We start from the raw sequence: 15,323 nt of genomic DNA on the forward strand, positions 1-15,323 counted from the left end.
TTCGAGAGGTGATGCGAGAACATGACGGTGGACGAAAGCGGAGCCGCTTTCGTCCACGCCACTTTTGCGTTGGTAGGCTCGATTGGATTCGAACCAACGACCCCCACCATGTCAAGGTGGTGCTCTAACCAACTGAGCTACGAGCCTTTAGAGGCGCGAATTATAAAGACTCCACCCGCGCAGCACAAGCCTCGGACGACACCTCGATTCATCAACACCTTTCCTTCAGTTCGCGGACGTCCACTCCGTCCGCGTATCCAGCGGATAAACCGGCCGCTTCACATGCTCGAATTTGAATAGCGCGTAGTCGGAGCTCGTTACGCCGCGGCTATCGCATTCCACCAGCCCCGCGGCGATCGGCACGAAAACCGGCCGGCAGTACATGCGCGATTTGAGCAGCAGGAACCGCGCGCGTCGTGGATCGATGCCCACGCTTTCGAACACGCCGAGGTCCCACGGTTCGTGCGTGTGCTCGGTCATCACGAGTTTCACCGCGCCTGTGTCGAGCACCGCGGCGCGTCCCATGAAGGCGCGCTGGCCGGTGTAGGTCGGGCCGCTGATCACGTACTCGCCGTCGGTCAGCGCGCGCACGACGCCGGTCACCGCGACGGGCGGCCGCGGCGTCACCGCATTGCTTGCAACCTTGTTGCCGATGGTCACCGTCACCGTGCTGCCGACGCCCGCCGCCATCAACGCCGCCACGGCTTGCGGGTCGCACAGCGGCCCGCTCACGATGCCGTCGAGCTTCTGCGTGAGCGCTTCCTCGAGCAGATCCATCGTGTCGCAGGTGCCGCCCGACATGCAGTTATCGCCGTGATCGAGCAGCAGCACCGGCTTGTCGGCGCCCTGCGCGAGCGCGGCCGCCTGCGCGACCGATTCAGCCAGCGGCGCGCTGCGATAGACGAAATCCTCGCGCTCGCTCCAGATCTGCCGCGCGATGCGCTCGGCCACCGCCTCGGCTTGCGCGCGCTCGCCATTGCCCACCACGACGACGCTGATGCACGGCGCCTCGATATCGGCGAGCGAAAAGCCGGACAGCACCGATACCGCGAGCATGCCGTCGGCCTCGGCCGCGCGCGCGGCATCCACGGCGCGTTTCATCGCGCCCTCGGCGGTCGCGCTGCGCAACGTGTGCGTGAGCAGCGGCGGCTGGCGCCACGCGATCACCGGCCTGGCCTTGCCGTGCACGAGATCGAACAGCAGGCGCGCCGCGTGCGCGCCGGTCTCGTACATATCGACGTGCGGATAGGTTTTGAAACTGACGATCACGTCGGCGTTGTCGATCATCTTTTGCGTGACGTTGCCGTGCAGATCGAGCGCGACCGCGATCGGTGCATGCGGCAGCGCCGCGCGCACGCGTTCGAGCAGATCGCCTTCGCCGTCATCCGAATTCTCGGCGACCATTGCGCCGTGCAGATCAAGCATCACCGCATCGCAACCCGGTGCCGCTGCAACGATCGCCTCGCAGATCGCGTCATAGGCCGCGGCATCGACCGGTCCGCTCGGATTCGCGGATGCGGAAATCGGCGTGACGATCTCCGCATGCTCACGCTCGGCTGCGTCGATGAACGCGGCCATCGCCGTCTGCATGCCCTTGTTCGCGTTGAACGCGTCTTCGCCGCGGCTCGGACCGTTGCGGCCGAACGCCGCGAGCGGCGTGGGCACCGGCGAAAACGTGTTCGTCTCGTGGTTCATCCTTGCAATCAGGATCTTCATGATTCGATGCTCCCTGCCGGCCGCGCGGCGGCGTTCAGCATCGCCTGCAACAGCACGTTGCAACCGGCTTCCAGATGGTCCGCGCGCGCATCCTCGATTTCGTTGTGACTGATGCCGTCCTTGCACGGCACGAAGATCATCGCGGCGGGCGCGACTCGCGCGAGATAGACGGCATCGTGGCCCGCGCCGCTGATCACGTCCATCGATGAAAAACCCAGCGTGTCCGCGCCCCGCTTCACGGCTGCAACCAGGTCGGCGGCGAACGGTTGAGGCGGGAAGTACACCACTTGCTCGACATCCACGGCGATGCCGGCTTTCCCGGCCGCGTTCGAGCATGCGGCGCGCAACGCGGTATCCATCGCCGTGAGCGTCGCGTCGTCCGCCGCGCGCAGATCGACCGTGAGCGTCACGCGGCCCGGAATGACGTTGCGCGAATTCGGATGCACGTCGAGCCAGCCCACCGTGCCGCGTCCATGCGGCGCGTGGTCCAACGCGATGCGATTGACGGCGTGAATCAGATCGGCTGCCACGAGCAGCGCGTCGCGGCGCAGTTCCATCGGCGTGGGCCCCGCATGCGCCTCCATGCCGTGCACCGTCACGTCGTACCAGCGTTGACCCAGCGCGCCTTGCACCACGCCGATCGTCTTGTCGTGCGCTTCCAGTACCGGCCCTTGTTCGATATGCGCTTCGAAATAGGCGCCGACGGCGTGCGGCTTCTCATGCTCGCCGGCATAACCGATCGCCGTGAGCGCGTCGCGCACCGAGACGCCATCGCGATCGCGTTGTTCCAACGCATGCTCCAGCGTGAACGCGCCCGAGAACACGCCGGAGCCCATCATCACAGGCACGAAGCGTGAGCCCTCCTCGTTGGTCCACACCGCGACCTCCAGCGGAGCGAGCGTCTGCACGTTGACCTCCGCCAGCGTGCGCAATACTTCGAGGCCCGCCAGCACGCCGTAATTGCCGTCGAACTTGCCGCCCGTGGGTTGCGTGTCGATGTGGCTGCCGGTCATCACCGGCGGCAAATCATCACGCAGACCCGCGCGACGCGCGAAGATATTGCCGATCGCGTCGACCCGCACGCTGCAGCCGATTTCCTTTGCCCAAGCGATGAAAAGATCGCGCGCTTTCCGGTCCAACTCGGTCAGGGCGAGCCGGCACACACCGCCTTTCTCGGTCGCGCCAATGCGCGCGAGTTGCATGAGACTGTCCCAAAGGCGCGCGCCGTCCACGCGCAGATCGGCGGGCGTCGCGATGGTCGTTGATTCGTGAGCTTGCATCGATGCTTCCTCGTGTTGAAGACAAAGCGCGCGTCAGATGACGCCGACGCCGAGATAGCGGTCCTTGATCGACTCGTCCGCGGCGAACGACGCGTTGTCGTTCGAATAGACGATGACGCCCTGCTCGATGATGTAGTGACGATCCGCGAGTTGCGTGCAGACTTCGAGGTTCTGCTCGACCAGCAGAATCGCAACGCCCGCTGCGCGAATCAGCTTGAGCTGCGCGACGATCTCTTCGACGATCACCGGCGCGAGTCCCTCGACCGGTTCGTCGAGCATCAAGAGCCGCGGATGGTTCATCAACGCGCGGCCAATCGCGAGCATTTGCTGCTCGCCACCCGATAATTGCCCGCCACCGTTGGTGCGCCGTTCTTTCAGACGCGGAAAGATGCGGTAGATATCGTCGAGCTGCCACGGCGAATCCTTGCGCGCGCCAAGCCGCAAGTTTTCCTCGACGCTCAGCAGACGAAAGACGCCGCGATGCTCGGGCACGAAGCACACGCCGCGTGCGGCGATCTTGTGCGCCGGCATGCCGCCTATCTCGGCGCCGTTGAACGTCACGCTGCCGCGCCGTGGCGCGACGACGCCGGCAATCGCCTTGAGGGTGGTCGATTTGCCCGCGCCGTTGCGGCCCAATAGTGTGACCGTTTCGCCGTCGTCGACTTGCAGCGTGACGCCTTGCAGGATGTGACTCTTGCCATAGAAACCGTGAATCTGCTGCACGTCGAGAATCATGCGCGGCCTCCGGTGATCATGTTGCCGAGATAGGCGCTGCGCACCCGCTCGTCGCCGCGAATGTCGTCCGGCCGCCCTTCCACCAGCACGCGCCCTTGTTGCATGACGGTGATCGTGTCGGAGATGTCCATCACGATGCCCATGTTGTGTTCGATCAGCACGACGGTGTAATCGTCGCGCAGGCCGCGGATCAGTTGCTTCATGTCGTCGAGGTCGTCGATACCCATGCCGGAAGTCGGCTCATCGAGAAAGATCGCCTTGGGTCGCGCAGCAAGCGCCATGCCGACTTCGAGCCGCCGCTGCTGACCATGCGACAGCGCGCCTGCCGACACTTCGCTAAAGCGCTGTAGCGCGAGGCGTTCGAGCACGCTGTCGACGGTGTCGGCATGCGTGAGCGCGCCGCGCGGCGGGGTCCACGCGTTCAGTGCGCGAACCGCGTCGACACCTTGCGCGGCGAGCCGCAGGTTTTCACGCACGCTCAGATTGGCGAACAGGCTCGTCACCTGAAACGAGCGCGCGACGCCACGGCGTACGCGCTTATGGTCCGGCTCATGCGTGACGTCGTGACCGTCGAATACGATCGTTCCCGCCGTAAGCGGCACGGTGCCGGTCAGCACATGAAACAACGTCGTCTTGCCCGCGCCGTTTGGGCCGATCACCGAATGCACGGTGCGCGGCATGATGCGCAGATTGACTTCGGAGAGCGCCGTGAATTTGCCGTAGCGCTTTACTACGCCGCTTGCGCGCAGAATGGGCTCGCTCATATCGGCTCCTTGCCTGCGTCGTTGTCCGTGTCGTTGTCTGCCTCGGCGGAAGGCTTGCGGCGCAGCGATTGCCCGATGCGTTCGCCCAGGCCCCACAGTCCGCGCTGCATGAACAGGCTGCCGGCGATCAGCACGATGCCGAGCAGCAGCAGCCAGCGCGGCCACAGCGTCGAGAGCCAATCGGCGAACAGCACGTAAAACGCGGCGCCCAATACCGAGGCGAACAGATTGCCCGTGCCGCCGATCACCGTCATCACGAGGATCATCTCGCTCGTGTGGTAGTCGATGTTGGAGAGCGGCGCAATGCCGGTCATCAGCGCATGCAGCGCGCCGGCAAGACCCGTCACCGCGCCGGAGATCACGAACGCCATCAGCTTGAAGCGTTTGACGTCGTAGCCGACCGCGGCCGCGCGTGCCTCGTTGTCGCGAATCGCAAGCAACGTACGGCCGAATACCGAATGGGACACGCGCATCAGGAGCCAGAACACAACGAGGAACAGCACCGCGACGAAGCCGTAGTATTGCCACGGCGAGGTCAACGGCAGCAGCGCTTTGCCGAACAGGCCGAGCGCGGGACGCGGAATGTCGAGCAGGCCGTTGTCGCCGCCGGTCAGATCGGGCGTGGTGTAGGCGAGAAAATAGAATAGCTGGCCGAATGCCAGCGTCAACATCACGAAGTACGTGCCGCGCTGACGGATCGAAAACCAGCCGACCAGCGCAGCAGCCGCCGCGCCGATTACGATCGACGCGAGCAGCGCGACCGGCAGGGGCAATGCGGTTTTAGTCAGGACGAGGCCAGCGCAATAGCTGCCGAGCCCGAAGAAAATGCCCTGCCCGAAGGACAACAGGCCCGTGTGTCCGAGCAGCAGATTGCAGCCGAGTGCAGCGAGAGCGAATACCAGCACCTCGGTGGCGAGTGAGCCTGAGCGCAACGTCAACGGCAATACGCTTACGACCAGCAATGCCAGCAGCAGAAAACGGTAGCGATGCAACGAGTGCTGTGCGCCCGATCGGGTCGCCGTGGAAGCAGCGCGCCGCACGATTGGCTTTGACGTGTCGATCATGACGCCCTCCCGAGCAAACCGTTCGGTCGCAGCAACAGAACGGCGGCCATCGCGACGTAGATCATCAATCGCGCGCCTTCGGGCCACAACGTGCTCATCACGCTTTGCACGATGCCGACCAGCAGTCCACCTACCAGCGCGCCGAGAAAATTGCCCATCCCGCCGACCACCACCACGACGAACGCGACGCTCAATGCCTCGATGCCCATGAAGGGATCGACGCCGCGAATCGGCGCGGCGAGTACGCCGGCCAATGCGGCCGTTGCCGCGCCGAGCGCGAAAACGAGGCTGAAAACACGCAATACGTTGATGCCGAGCAGCGACACCATCTCGGTCGATTCGCTGCCGGCGCGCACCGCGCTGCCGAGCCGCGTGCCCTCCAACACCCACCACAGAAGCGCGGCCAATACCGCTGTGAAGCCGATCACGAACAACCGATACTTCGGATACACGAAGCTGCCCCAGATCACCACGCCGTTGAGCAAGTCGGGAACCGGCACGTTATCGCCGAGCGGACCCCACACGAGAATCGCGCATTCCTGCACGACGAGTGCAAGACCCACCGTCGCGAGAATATGAAACTCGTGTTGTTGCGCGTAGACGTGCCGCAAAATCAGTTTCTCGACGACCCATGCAAGCGCGCCGACCACGATCGGCACGACTACGAGCGCGGCCCAGAAACTCATCGACCACTGCATCGCCTGATAGCAGAAGTAGGCACCGAGCAGATAGAACGCGCCGTGCGCGAAATTCACGAAGCGCAGCAGGCCAAACACGATCGACAAACCAACCGCGAGCAGGAAATACAGCATCCCTACTCCGATGCCGTTGACGATCTGCAGGAGATAAACGTTCATGGCGTCCGTTTAAAGGTGTGCCGAGGAGGCGCTATGCGAGCGCCGTGCCATGCCGCACGCGCTCGCCGCGCGGCGTTTGAGGCGTCAAGCCATCTTGCAGCCGGTCTTGTCGAGCGGCAGGAAGGATTGGCCTGAACTGACGATATCGGCGTAATCGTCGGCGTTTTTCATCTTGTTCTTCGCCTTGCCCTTCAGCAGATAGTAGTTCTTCAGCACCTGATGATCGCCCTTGCGGACTTCCTCCGGGCCCGTCAACCCGTCGTACTTCATGCCTTCGAGCGCCGCGACCACTTTCTTCGGATCGACGTTGCCCGCTTTGACGATGCCGTCGAGCAGGATCTTCGTGCAGATATAGGAACCCGCGAGGCTGTAGTTGGGATTGGTCTTGAATGCCGCTTTGGTCCGTTTGACGAGATCGCGATTGAGCGGCGAATCGATGTCGTGCCAATACTGCGCGCCGAAATAGACGCCTTCGCACAGATCCGCGCCGAGCGCTTCGAATTGCTCGAGGCCGGATGCCCACGCCAACAGGATCGTGCAATTGTTCTTCATGCCGAAGCTCACGGCCTGGCGCAGCGTATCCGACGATTGCGAACCGAAGTTCAGGATCAGCAGGACGTCGGGCTTGGCGGCGACTGCGTTCGTCAAATAGCCGCTGAACTCCTTCTCATTGAGCGAGTGGTAGCTGTTGCCCACATGCTCGATGCCCTTCTCCTTGAATATCGCCTTGGCCGCGGTCAACAAGCCCTCGCCGAAAACGTATTGCGGCGTGATGGTGTACCAGCGTTTTGCTTTCGGCAGCATCTGCGTCAACGGGCGCACCGTCTGCTCGATCGCACCGTAAGTCGGCACCGACCAACGGAACGTCGCGTCATTGCAGTCCTTGCCCGTGATTTCATCGGCGCCGGCCGTCGTGATGAAAACGCCGTCGGCCTTCTGGACTTCCTTGCCCATCGCCAATGCTTCGGAAGACAGAATGCCTCCCGCGAAGAAGCGCGCATTCTTCTGCTGCGCGATTTCCTGCACACGACGCACTGCCGTCGCCGGCTTGCCTTCCGTATCGAGCACGGTATACGCGAGCGGTTCGCCGAGGACCTTGCCGTATTGTTCGATCGCGAGCTTCATGCCGAGGTCGGCATATTTGCCGTTCGCGGCGAACGGCCCCGACATCGGCACCGGACAAGCGAACTGCAAGGTGCCGGCCTGCGCGAACGCGCTGCGCGCGACCAGCGCGCCCAACGTCCCCGGAACAGCCGACAACGCGGCCAGCTTCAACATATTTCGGCGATTCAAAATGACGCTCCTTAAGAAAGAGACACGCACTGACCGACTGCGAAACTGACCGCACCGCGCACACGAGTACGCCAGTTGCTGGTCGCCGCGAAGTTTTTTCACCTCGCCGGCTTTGTTCTATTTATCATGATAAATAGACTGGATTGGATCGTATGTACAATAAATTCGAGTGTCAATAAGGCAAAATTCCTGGCAGCATCGAGGGCGATCTCGCTAGCCGTGATAGAACGAGCGGACCGATGAAAGATCGTGCAGGGACAAACTAGGAGCATCGAATATGGCCATGGACCGCGCCAAGGCGGGCGCCGCGATTGAGATCAAACAGCAGAAACGTGGCGATCTGGTCGCGGAGGAAATCAAGCGGCTCATCACGGAGAAGGACCTGAAACCGGGCGACCGGCTGCCGCGCGAGGTTGAACTGCAACAGCTTTTTTCGGTGAGCAAGAGCACGATCAGGGAAGCACTGAAGTCCCTGGAGGTGCAAGGCCTGATCAAGGTGACGACCGGCCCGAGCGGCGGCGGCATGGTGGTGGAAGTGCCGCTCGACCGCACGTTGCAGTTGTTGCAGAACTATCTGTTCTTCAAGGACGTGTCGATCGACGATATTTACACCGTGCGCAAATTGCTGGAACCGGAACTGGCGGCGGGAGCGGTGCCGCATCTGACGGAGCAGGACTTCGAGGCGCTCGAAGCGAACATTGCGTGCTGCGATCGGCCGGGTTCATCGCACGGGGGTCACGACATCGTTCGGCAACGACAGGAAGACGTCAACTTTCACGACATCCTCGCGGCGGCGAATCCGAATCCGTTCCTGCGTTTCAGTTGCGAGCTCATCAACGAAATGATCAGGCAACTGATCGAGTTTCGTAACGACACGCCGCAAGCCGAACACGAACGGTTCGGTCAGGCTAACGTGAAAATACATAAGGCGATTACGAAAGCGGCGCGCGAGCGTAACGTCGAGAAGGTACGTGAATTGATGGTGATCCACATGACCGAAGCGCCACGCTACGTGAAGCGGATGAAGGGAAAACTGCGCGGGCGTCTGATTCTGGATTCGGAGATCCGGCGACGCGTCAGGGCGCGCAGTGTCGCGCCATCGGATGAAGCGGAGCAAACGTGAGCGCCATGCGTGTCACGGGTCGTATGGATGGCTCGATGTCCGGACACGCGGGATGGGTACGCGTGGCGCGCTTGCGATCCAACGCGGGGCAACGATGGGGCAGGCTGTTGGCGAGACGACCGAGGGCATAAAGCGAATCGAAGGCGCAATCGCACGAGTTGCACAGGGTGCGCTGCAGGATCATGACGATTGGCGTGTAGCCGCCCCGACTGCGTTTGAGCCGGCCGGCTGCGGCGCATGCATAGCGAGGGCTCAACCTTTTGCGGCTCGCGCCGTTATTGCATCTGCATAGGCATAAACATTGGACCGTCATGGCACAACCGATTCCGTTTTCCCGGCACACTGGCGCTGCGCGTGCGCGGCATGCCAAAACCATGCTGCTGCCGATGGCCCGGCAGACCGCCGATGAGCTGGCGTTGCGGGTGCATCTGGCGCTCGACGCCTTGCGCCGCGGCACCGGCAGCATGACCGACGCCCAGACACTTACACAGATTATGCTGTTGACCGGCTTCCTGGCGGAGTCGGGCTTCGGCTCGGCGACCGGCGAGCAACTCGGTGCGGCGGAGCGCGCGGTGTCGGCGGTGTTCGATATCGGAAGGGAAACCGGCGAATGGGGATTGGATAGCGCAGGGTTCGCGCTTTTTGCCGCAATCGCAACGAATTACGACAAGCTGTTGCACAGCGCGCCTCTTTGGGCGGTCACCGATGCTAGCGAACGACTCGACCGGTTTACCGCAGGTATGTCGTATCAGACGCCGGTGCGGAAGCGGGCCTGACGGATTGGATCGCGCAGGCGGCGAGGGAAAGCTTTCCGATTTCTCCGGGAGTTACCGGCTGTGAGGATGGACGTATTTCGCGCGGTAGCAAACCGTTCCTTGGTGGTGCGGTTACTAGTCTCTGTTGGCTTGCTTTCGATGGCGCGTAAACGCACAAACCCCACCGGTGTGGGGTGGGGTCTGTGTTTCTGCATGGGAGCCTGACGATTACCTACTTTCACACGGGCAATCCGCACTATCATCGGCGTGGAGTCGTTTCACGGTCCTGTTCGGGATGGGAAGGGGTGGTACCGACTCGCTATGGTCATCAGGCATGACTTGTTGTCAGGTTGACGCGGGGGTCAACACGACCAATCTGGAAGAAGTAGTGTCTGGTGCATCGCACCAGGGGGAATGGGGTGGTGAGTGTATCGGGCACAACGCGGATCTCAACCGTGCGGGGCGACGCGGGGAGGCGCCACCGGAAACACACTGGTTATAGGATCAAGCCTTACGGGCAATTAGTATCAGTTAGCTCAACGCATTACTGCGCTTACACACCTGACCTATCAACGTCCTGGTCTTGAACGACCCTTCAAGGGGCTCGAAGCCCCGGGGATATCTCATCTTAAGGCGAGTTTCCCGCTTAGATGCTTTCAGCGGTTATCTCTTCCGAACATAGCTACCCGGCGATGCCACTGGCGTGACAACCGGTACACCAGAGGTTCGTCCACTCCGGTCCTCTCGTACTAGGAGCAGCCCCCTTCAAATATCCAGCGCCCACGGCAGATAGGGACCAAACTGTCTCACGACGTTTTAAACCCAGCTCACGTACCTCTTTAAATGGCGAACAGCCATACCCTTGGGACCGGCTACAGCCCCAGGATGAGATGAGCCGACATCGAGGTGCCAAACACCGCCGTCGATATGAACTCTTGGGCGGTATCAGCCTGTTATCCCCAGAGTACCTTTTATCCGTTGAGCGATGGCCCTTCCATACAGAACCACCGGATCACTATGACCTGCTTTCGCACCTGCTCGACTTGTCGGTCTCGCAGTCAAGCACGCTTATGCCATTGCACTATCAGCACGATTTCCGACCGTACCTAGCGTACCTTCGTACTCCTCCGTTACACTTTGGGAGGAGACCGCCCCAGTCAAACTGCCTACCATGCACTGTCCCCGGTCCGGATTCACGGACCAGGGTTAGAACCTCAAACAGATCAGGGTGGTATTTCAAGGATGGCTCCACGCAAACTGGCGTTCACGCTTCAAAGCCTCCCACCTATCCTACACAGACCGGTTCAAAGTCCAATGCAAAGCTACAGTAAAGGTTCATGGGGTCTTTCCGTCTAGCCGCGGGGAGATTGCATCATCACAAACACTTCAACTTCGCTGAGTCTCGGGAGGAGACAGTGTGGCCATCGTTACGCCATTCGTGCAGGTCGGAACTTACCCGACAAGGAATTTCGCTACCTTAGGACCGTTATAGTTACGGCCGCCGTTTACCGGGACTTCAATCAGGAGCTTGCACCCCATCATTTAATCTTCCGGCACCGGGCAGGCGTCACACCCTATACGTCCACTTTCGTGTTTGCAGAGTGCTGTGTTTTTATTAAACAGTCGCAGCCACCAGTTTATTGCAACCCCTTCACCCTTTGCGCGCAGGCGCATCAAGCTACAGGGGCGTACCTTATCCCGAAGTTACGGTACCAATTTGCCGAGTTCCTTCTCCCGAGTTCTCTCAAGCGCCTTAGAATACTCATCTCGCCCACCTGTGTCGGTTTGCGGTACGGTCTTGTTGAACTGAAGCTTAGAGGCTTTTCCTGGAACCACTTCCGATTGCTTCGTCACCGAAGTGACTGGCCTCACACCCTTGAATTACGCGCCCGGATTTGCCAAAGCGCCTTCTCCAATGCAAGGACCGGGACTTCCAACACCCGGACAACCTTCCGCGATCCGTCCCCCCATCGCATTCAACAATGGTGCAGGAATATTAACCTGCTTCCCATCAGCTACGCATTTCTGCCTCGCCTTAGGGGCCGACTCACCCTACGCCGATGAACGTTGCGTAGGAAACCTTGGGCTTACGGCGAGGGGGCCTTTCACCCCCTTTATCGCTACTCATGTCAGCATTCGCACTTCCGATACCTCCAGCACACTTTCCAGTGCACCTTCGCAGGCTTACGGAACGCTCTCCTACCATGCATATAAATATGCATCCGCAGCTTCGGTATATTGCTTAGCCCCGTTACATCTTCCGCGCAGGACGACTCGATCAGTGAGCTATTACGCTTTCTTTAAAGGATGGCTGCTTCTAAGCCAACCTCCTGACTGTTTTAGCCTTCCCACTTCGTTTCCCACTTAGCAATATTTGGGGACCTTAGCTGGCGGTCTGGGTTGTTTCCCTCTTGACACCGGACGTTAGCACCCGATGTCTGTCTCCCGTGATTGCACTCTTCGGTATTCGGAGTTTGCTATGGCGTAGTAATCCGCAATGGACCCCACAACCATGACAGTGCTCTACCCCCGAAGGTGATACACGAGGCACTACCTAAATAGTTTTCGGAGAGAACCAGCTATTTCCAGGTTTGTTTAGCCTTTCACCCCTATCCACAGCTCATCCCCTAACTTTTCAACGTTAGTGGGTTCGGACCTCCAGTACGTGTTACCGCACCTTCATCCTGGCCATGGATAGATCACCTGGTTTCGGGTCTACACCCAGCGACTGAATCGCCCTGTTCGGACTCGCTTTCGCTACGCCTGCCCTAATCGGTTAAGCTTGCCACTGAATGTAAGTCGCTGACCCATTATACAAAAGGTACGCCGTCACCCCTTGCGAGGCTCCGACTGTTTGTATGCATGCGGTTTCAGGATCTGTTTCACTCCCCTCCCGGGGTTCTTTTCGCCTTTCCCTCACGGTACTGGTTCACTATCGGTCGATCACGAGTATTTAGCCTTGGAGGATGGTCCCCCCATCTTCAGACAGGATTTCACGTGTCCCGCCCTACTTGTCGTACACCTAGTTCTTCCTCGCTGTTTTCGTCTACAGGGCTATCACCTGCTATGGCCGCACTTTCCAGAGCGTTCGACTAACAATGAAGATAAAGAGTACAGGCTGCTCCCATTTCGCTCGCCACTACTCTGGGAATCTCGGTTGATTTCTTTTCCTGCGGTTACTTAGATGTTTCAGTTCACCGCGTTCGCTTCACGTAGCCTATGTATTCAGCTACGGATACTCCATAAGGAGTGGGTTTCCCCATTCGGATATCGGTGGATCAAAGCTCGTTTGCCAGCTCCCCACCGCTTTTCGCAGGCTACCGCGTCCTTCATCGCCTGTGATCGCCAAGGCATCCACCACATGCACTTGTTCGCTTGACCCTATAACGAGTGTGTCTCCCGGTCCTTGCGGATCCGTTGAGCTCGCTACAGGTTGAGTATTCGTGTTGCGCCGTATTCCAGGGCAATCTTCCGATTCCCCTTTCATACATTGATACAATCACAACCCTGATTCACCTACTCGGACACCCATCTCGAGGTACCCTTTCGTGAATCTCTTTACTACTTCTTCCTGATTGTTAAAGAACGACAGCCGATATCGCAGTTGCCATAACCGCGTATCACTCTGACTGGCTCAATCGCCAATGCAAAACGCTCTGTGCCGTACACAGAACACTGCGCATTGAGGATTGGTGGAGGATGACGGGATCGAACCGACGACCCCCTGCTTGCAAAGCAGGTGCTCTCCCAGCTGAGCTAATCCCCCGGGATCATGCAGATGCGCCAGAGGGGTTGCATTCAGCACACCAGACAAGACAATGGTGGGTCTGGATGGGTTCGAACCATCGACCCCCGCCTTATCAAGACGGTGCTCTAACCAGCTGAGCTACAGACCCCTGAGTCTGCCTGATTTCACAGCCGATAAGCGTGAGCGCTCAACACTTGGACGCGTTAGCTCGAGAAAGGAGGTGATCCAGCCGCACCTTCCGATACGGCTACCTTGTTACGACTTCACCCCAGTCATGAATCCTACCGTGGTGACCGTCCTCCTTGCGGTTAGACTAGCCACTTCTGGTAAAACCCACTCCCATGGTGTGACGGGCGGTGTGTACAAGACCCGGGAACGTATTCACCGCGGCATGCTGATCCGCGATTACTAGCGATTCCAGCTTCACGCACTCGAGTTGCAGAGTGCGATCCGGACTACGATCGGTTTTCTGGGATTGGCTCCACCTCGCGGCTTGGCGACCCTCTGTTCCGACCATTGTATGACGTGTGAAGCCCTACCCATAAGGGCCATGAGGACTTGACGTCATCCCCACCTTCCTCCGGTTTGTCACCGGCAGTCTCCCTGGAGTGCTCTTGCGTAGCAACTAGGGACAAGGGTTGCGCTCGTTGCGGGACTTAACCCAACATCTCACGACACGAGCTGACGACAGCCATGCAGCACCTGTGTTACGGCTCCCTTTCGGGCACTCCCACCTCTCAGCAGGATTCCGTACATGTCAAGGGTAGGTAAGGTTTTTCGCGTTGCATCGAATTAATCCACATCATCCACCGCTTGTGCGGGTCCCCGTCAATTCCTTTGAGTTTTAATCTTGCGACCGTACTCCCCAGGCGGTCAACTTCACGCGTTAGCTACGTTACCAAGCCAATGAAGGCCCGACAACTAGTTGACATCGTTTAGGGCGTGGACTACCAGGGTATCTAATCCTGTTTGCTCCCCACGCTTTCGTGCATGAGCGTCAGTATTGGCCCAGGGGGCTGCCTTCGCCATCGGTATTCCTCCACATCTCTACGCATTTCACTGCTACACGTGGAATTCTACCCCCCTCTGCCATACTCTAGCCCGCCAGTCACAAATGCAGTTCCCAGGTTAAGCCCGGGGATTTCACATCTGTCTTAGCGGACCGCCTGCGCACGCTTTACGCCCAGTAATTCCGATTAACGCTTGCACCCTACGTATTACCGCGGCTGCTGGCACGTAGTTAGCCGGTGCTTATTCTTCCGGTACCGTCATCCCCCCGCCGTATTAGGGCTGAGGTTTTCTTTCCGGACAAAAGTGCTTTACAACCCGAAGGCCTTCTTCACACACGCGGCATTGCTGGATCAGGCTTGCGCCCATTGTCCAAAATTCCCCACTGCTGCCTCCCGTAGGAGTCTGGGCCGTGTCTCAGTCCCAGTGTGGCTGGTCGTCCTCTCAGACCAGCTACAGATCGTCGCCTTGGTAGGCCTTTACCCCACCAACTAGCTAATCTGCCATCGGCCGCCCCTGTAGCGCGAGGTCCCGAAGGAGCCCCCGCTTTCCTCCGCAGAGCGTATGCGGTATTAATCCGGCTTTCGCCGGGCTATCCCCCACTACAGGACACGTTCCGATGTATTACTCACCCGTTCGCCACTCGCCACCAGGGTTGCCCCCGTGCTGCCGTTCGACTTGCATGTGTAAGGCATGCCGCCAGCGTTCAATCTGAGCCAGGATCAAACTCTTCAGTTCAATGCCTGTTACTGTTTTTCGGTTGTTTTACCAACCGGTCGCTCACTCAACGTACTGACGAATGATCATCCTGTCTTTCAACAGGAAAACCTTCCTTTCATTACTGTGTGAGACTTGATACTTTCGCTTCCGGCAGACTCCGAAGAATCCACCGCGCGCCGCGCATCAAGCGCCCACACTTATCGGCTGTTAGTTTTTAAAGATCGATTGCGCATTCACCACCGTCACGACGCCCACTTCAA

9 protein-coding genes, 3 tRNA genes and 3 rRNA genes are annotated in these 15,323 nt (G+C 59.6%); 2 read left to right on the forward strand and 13 right to left on the reverse strand.

Going from position 1 to position 15,323, the window contains the following annotated elements; all coding sequences use genetic code 11:
• Nucleotides 1-70: 70 nt before the first annotated feature.
• The 8 genes from ACOCG7_RS14140 to ACOCG7_RS14175 form a co-directional block, all read right to left on the reverse strand.
• Nucleotides 71-147 (reverse strand) — tRNA-Val (locus tag ACOCG7_RS14140).
• 78 nt (nt 148-225) lie between these two features.
• Nucleotides 226-1,716, reverse strand: coding sequence for a M81 family metallopeptidase (locus tag ACOCG7_RS14145; protein WP_421376013.1), 1,491 nt, complete (start codon nt 1,714-1,716; stop codon nt 226-228).
• The gene (locus ACOCG7_RS14150) at nt 1,713-2,996 is read right to left on the reverse strand and encodes a Zn-dependent hydrolase (protein WP_421376015.1); all 1,284 of its coding nucleotides are present in this window, start codon (nt 2,994-2,996) and stop codon (nt 1,713-1,715) included. Before ACOCG7_RS14150 ends, ACOCG7_RS14145 begins: the two co-directional genes overlap by 4 nt.
• Nucleotides 2,997-3,029: 33 nt before the next feature.
• Complete coding sequence (locus ACOCG7_RS14155) at nt 3,030-3,731, reverse strand: ABC transporter ATP-binding protein (RefSeq protein WP_421376017.1); 702 nt, start codon at nt 3,729-3,731, stop codon at nt 3,030-3,032.
• Nucleotides 3,728-4,495 (reverse strand): ABC transporter ATP-binding protein, encoded by a 768-nt coding sequence (locus ACOCG7_RS14160; protein WP_154875143.1) that lies wholly within the window; start codon nt 4,493-4,495, stop codon nt 3,728-3,730. The genes ACOCG7_RS14155 and ACOCG7_RS14160 overlap by 4 nt, the downstream gene beginning before the upstream one ends.
• The gene (locus tag ACOCG7_RS14165) at nt 4,492-5,559 is read right to left on the reverse strand and encodes a branched-chain amino acid ABC transporter permease (RefSeq protein WP_421376019.1); all 1,068 of its coding nucleotides are present in this window, start codon (nt 5,557-5,559) and stop codon (nt 4,492-4,494) included. The genes ACOCG7_RS14160 and ACOCG7_RS14165 overlap by 4 nt, the downstream gene beginning before the upstream one ends.
• On the reverse strand, nt 5,556-6,416 hold the full coding sequence (locus ACOCG7_RS14170; protein WP_073430649.1) for a branched-chain amino acid ABC transporter permease: 861 nt from the start codon (nt 6,414-6,416) through the stop codon (nt 5,556-5,558). Before ACOCG7_RS14170 ends, ACOCG7_RS14165 begins: the two co-directional genes overlap by 4 nt.
• A gap of 84 nt (nt 6,417-6,500) precedes the next feature.
• Nucleotides 6,501-7,709 (reverse strand): ABC transporter substrate-binding protein, encoded by a 1,209-nt coding sequence (locus tag ACOCG7_RS14175; protein WP_421376022.1) that lies wholly within the window; start codon nt 7,707-7,709, stop codon nt 6,501-6,503.
• A 277-nt stretch (nt 7,710-7,986) separates the two neighbouring features.
• Here ACOCG7_RS14175 and ACOCG7_RS14180 point away from each other — a divergent pair, with 277 nt between their 5' ends.
• Both ACOCG7_RS14180 and ACOCG7_RS14185 read left to right on the forward strand, forming a co-directional pair.
• Nucleotides 7,987-8,832, forward strand: coding sequence for a FadR/GntR family transcriptional regulator (locus ACOCG7_RS14180; protein ID WP_073430647.1), 846 nt, complete (start codon nt 7,987-7,989; stop codon nt 8,830-8,832).
• A gap of 311 nt (nt 8,833-9,143) precedes the next feature.
• On the forward strand, nt 9,144-9,608 hold the full coding sequence (locus ACOCG7_RS14185) for a hypothetical protein (protein ID WP_073430646.1): 465 nt from the start codon (nt 9,144-9,146) through the stop codon (nt 9,606-9,608).
• 198 nt (nt 9,609-9,806) lie between these two features.
• On the opposite strand, the gene rrf is transcribed toward ACOCG7_RS14185, so the two are convergent.
• The 5 genes from rrf to ACOCG7_RS14210 all read right to left on the reverse strand — a co-directional run bounded on the left by rrf (nt 9,807) and on the right by ACOCG7_RS14210 (nt 15,081).
• Nucleotides 9,807-9,920, reverse strand: a 5S ribosomal RNA gene (gene rrf / locus ACOCG7_RS14190).
• Between the two features lie 167 nt (nt 9,921-10,087).
• Nucleotides 10,088-12,968: ribosomal RNA gene (locus ACOCG7_RS14195) — 23S ribosomal RNA — on the reverse strand.
• A gap of 309 nt (nt 12,969-13,277) precedes the next feature.
• A tRNA-Ala gene (locus ACOCG7_RS14200) sits at nt 13,278-13,353 on the reverse strand.
• A gap of 53 nt (nt 13,354-13,406) precedes the next feature.
• A tRNA-Ile gene (locus tag ACOCG7_RS14205) sits at nt 13,407-13,483 on the reverse strand.
• Nucleotides 13,484-13,548: 65 nt separating this feature from the next.
• Nucleotides 13,549-15,081: ribosomal RNA gene (locus ACOCG7_RS14210) — 16S ribosomal RNA — on the reverse strand.
• The 16S, 23S and 5S rRNA genes sit together here with 2 tRNA genes alongside, the layout of an rRNA operon.
• Nucleotides 15,082-15,323 lie beyond the last annotated feature (242 nt).

The organism is Paraburkholderia sp. DD10 (genome assembly GCF_049177125.1).
Taxonomy (GTDB): Bacteria; Pseudomonadota; Gammaproteobacteria; order Burkholderiales; family Burkholderiaceae; genus Paraburkholderia; species Paraburkholderia terricola.

What these genes read in the sequence shown, in the direction of transcription:
- ACOCG7_RS14145 (WP_421376013.1), bottom strand. Translation starts at nt 1,716, where the DNA reads ATGAAGATCCTGATTGCAAGGATGAACCACGAGACGAACACGTTTTCG.
- ACOCG7_RS14150 (WP_421376015.1), bottom strand. Translation starts at nt 2,996, where the DNA reads ATGCAAGCTCACGAATCAACGACCATCGCGACGCCCGCCGATCTGCGC.
- ACOCG7_RS14155 (WP_421376017.1), bottom strand. Translation starts at nt 3,731, where the DNA reads ATGATTCTCGACGTGCAGCAGATTCACGGTTTCTATGGCAAGAGTCAC.
- ACOCG7_RS14160 (WP_154875143.1), bottom strand. Translation starts at nt 4,495, where the DNA reads ATGAGCGAGCCCATTCTGCGCGCAAGCGGCGTAGTAAAGCGCTACGGC.
- ACOCG7_RS14165 (WP_421376019.1), bottom strand. Translation starts at nt 5,559, where the DNA reads ATGATCGACACGTCAAAGCCAATCGTGCGGCGCGCTGCTTCCACGGCG.
- ACOCG7_RS14170 (WP_073430649.1), bottom strand. Translation starts at nt 6,416, where the DNA reads ATGAACGTTTATCTCCTGCAGATCGTCAACGGCATCGGAGTAGGGATG.
- ACOCG7_RS14180 (WP_073430647.1), top strand. Translation starts at nt 7,987, where the DNA reads ATGGCCATGGACCGCGCCAAGGCGGGCGCCGCGATTGAGATCAAACAG.
- ACOCG7_RS14185 (WP_073430646.1), top strand. Translation starts at nt 9,144, where the DNA reads ATGGCACAACCGATTCCGTTTTCCCGGCACACTGGCGCTGCGCGTGCG.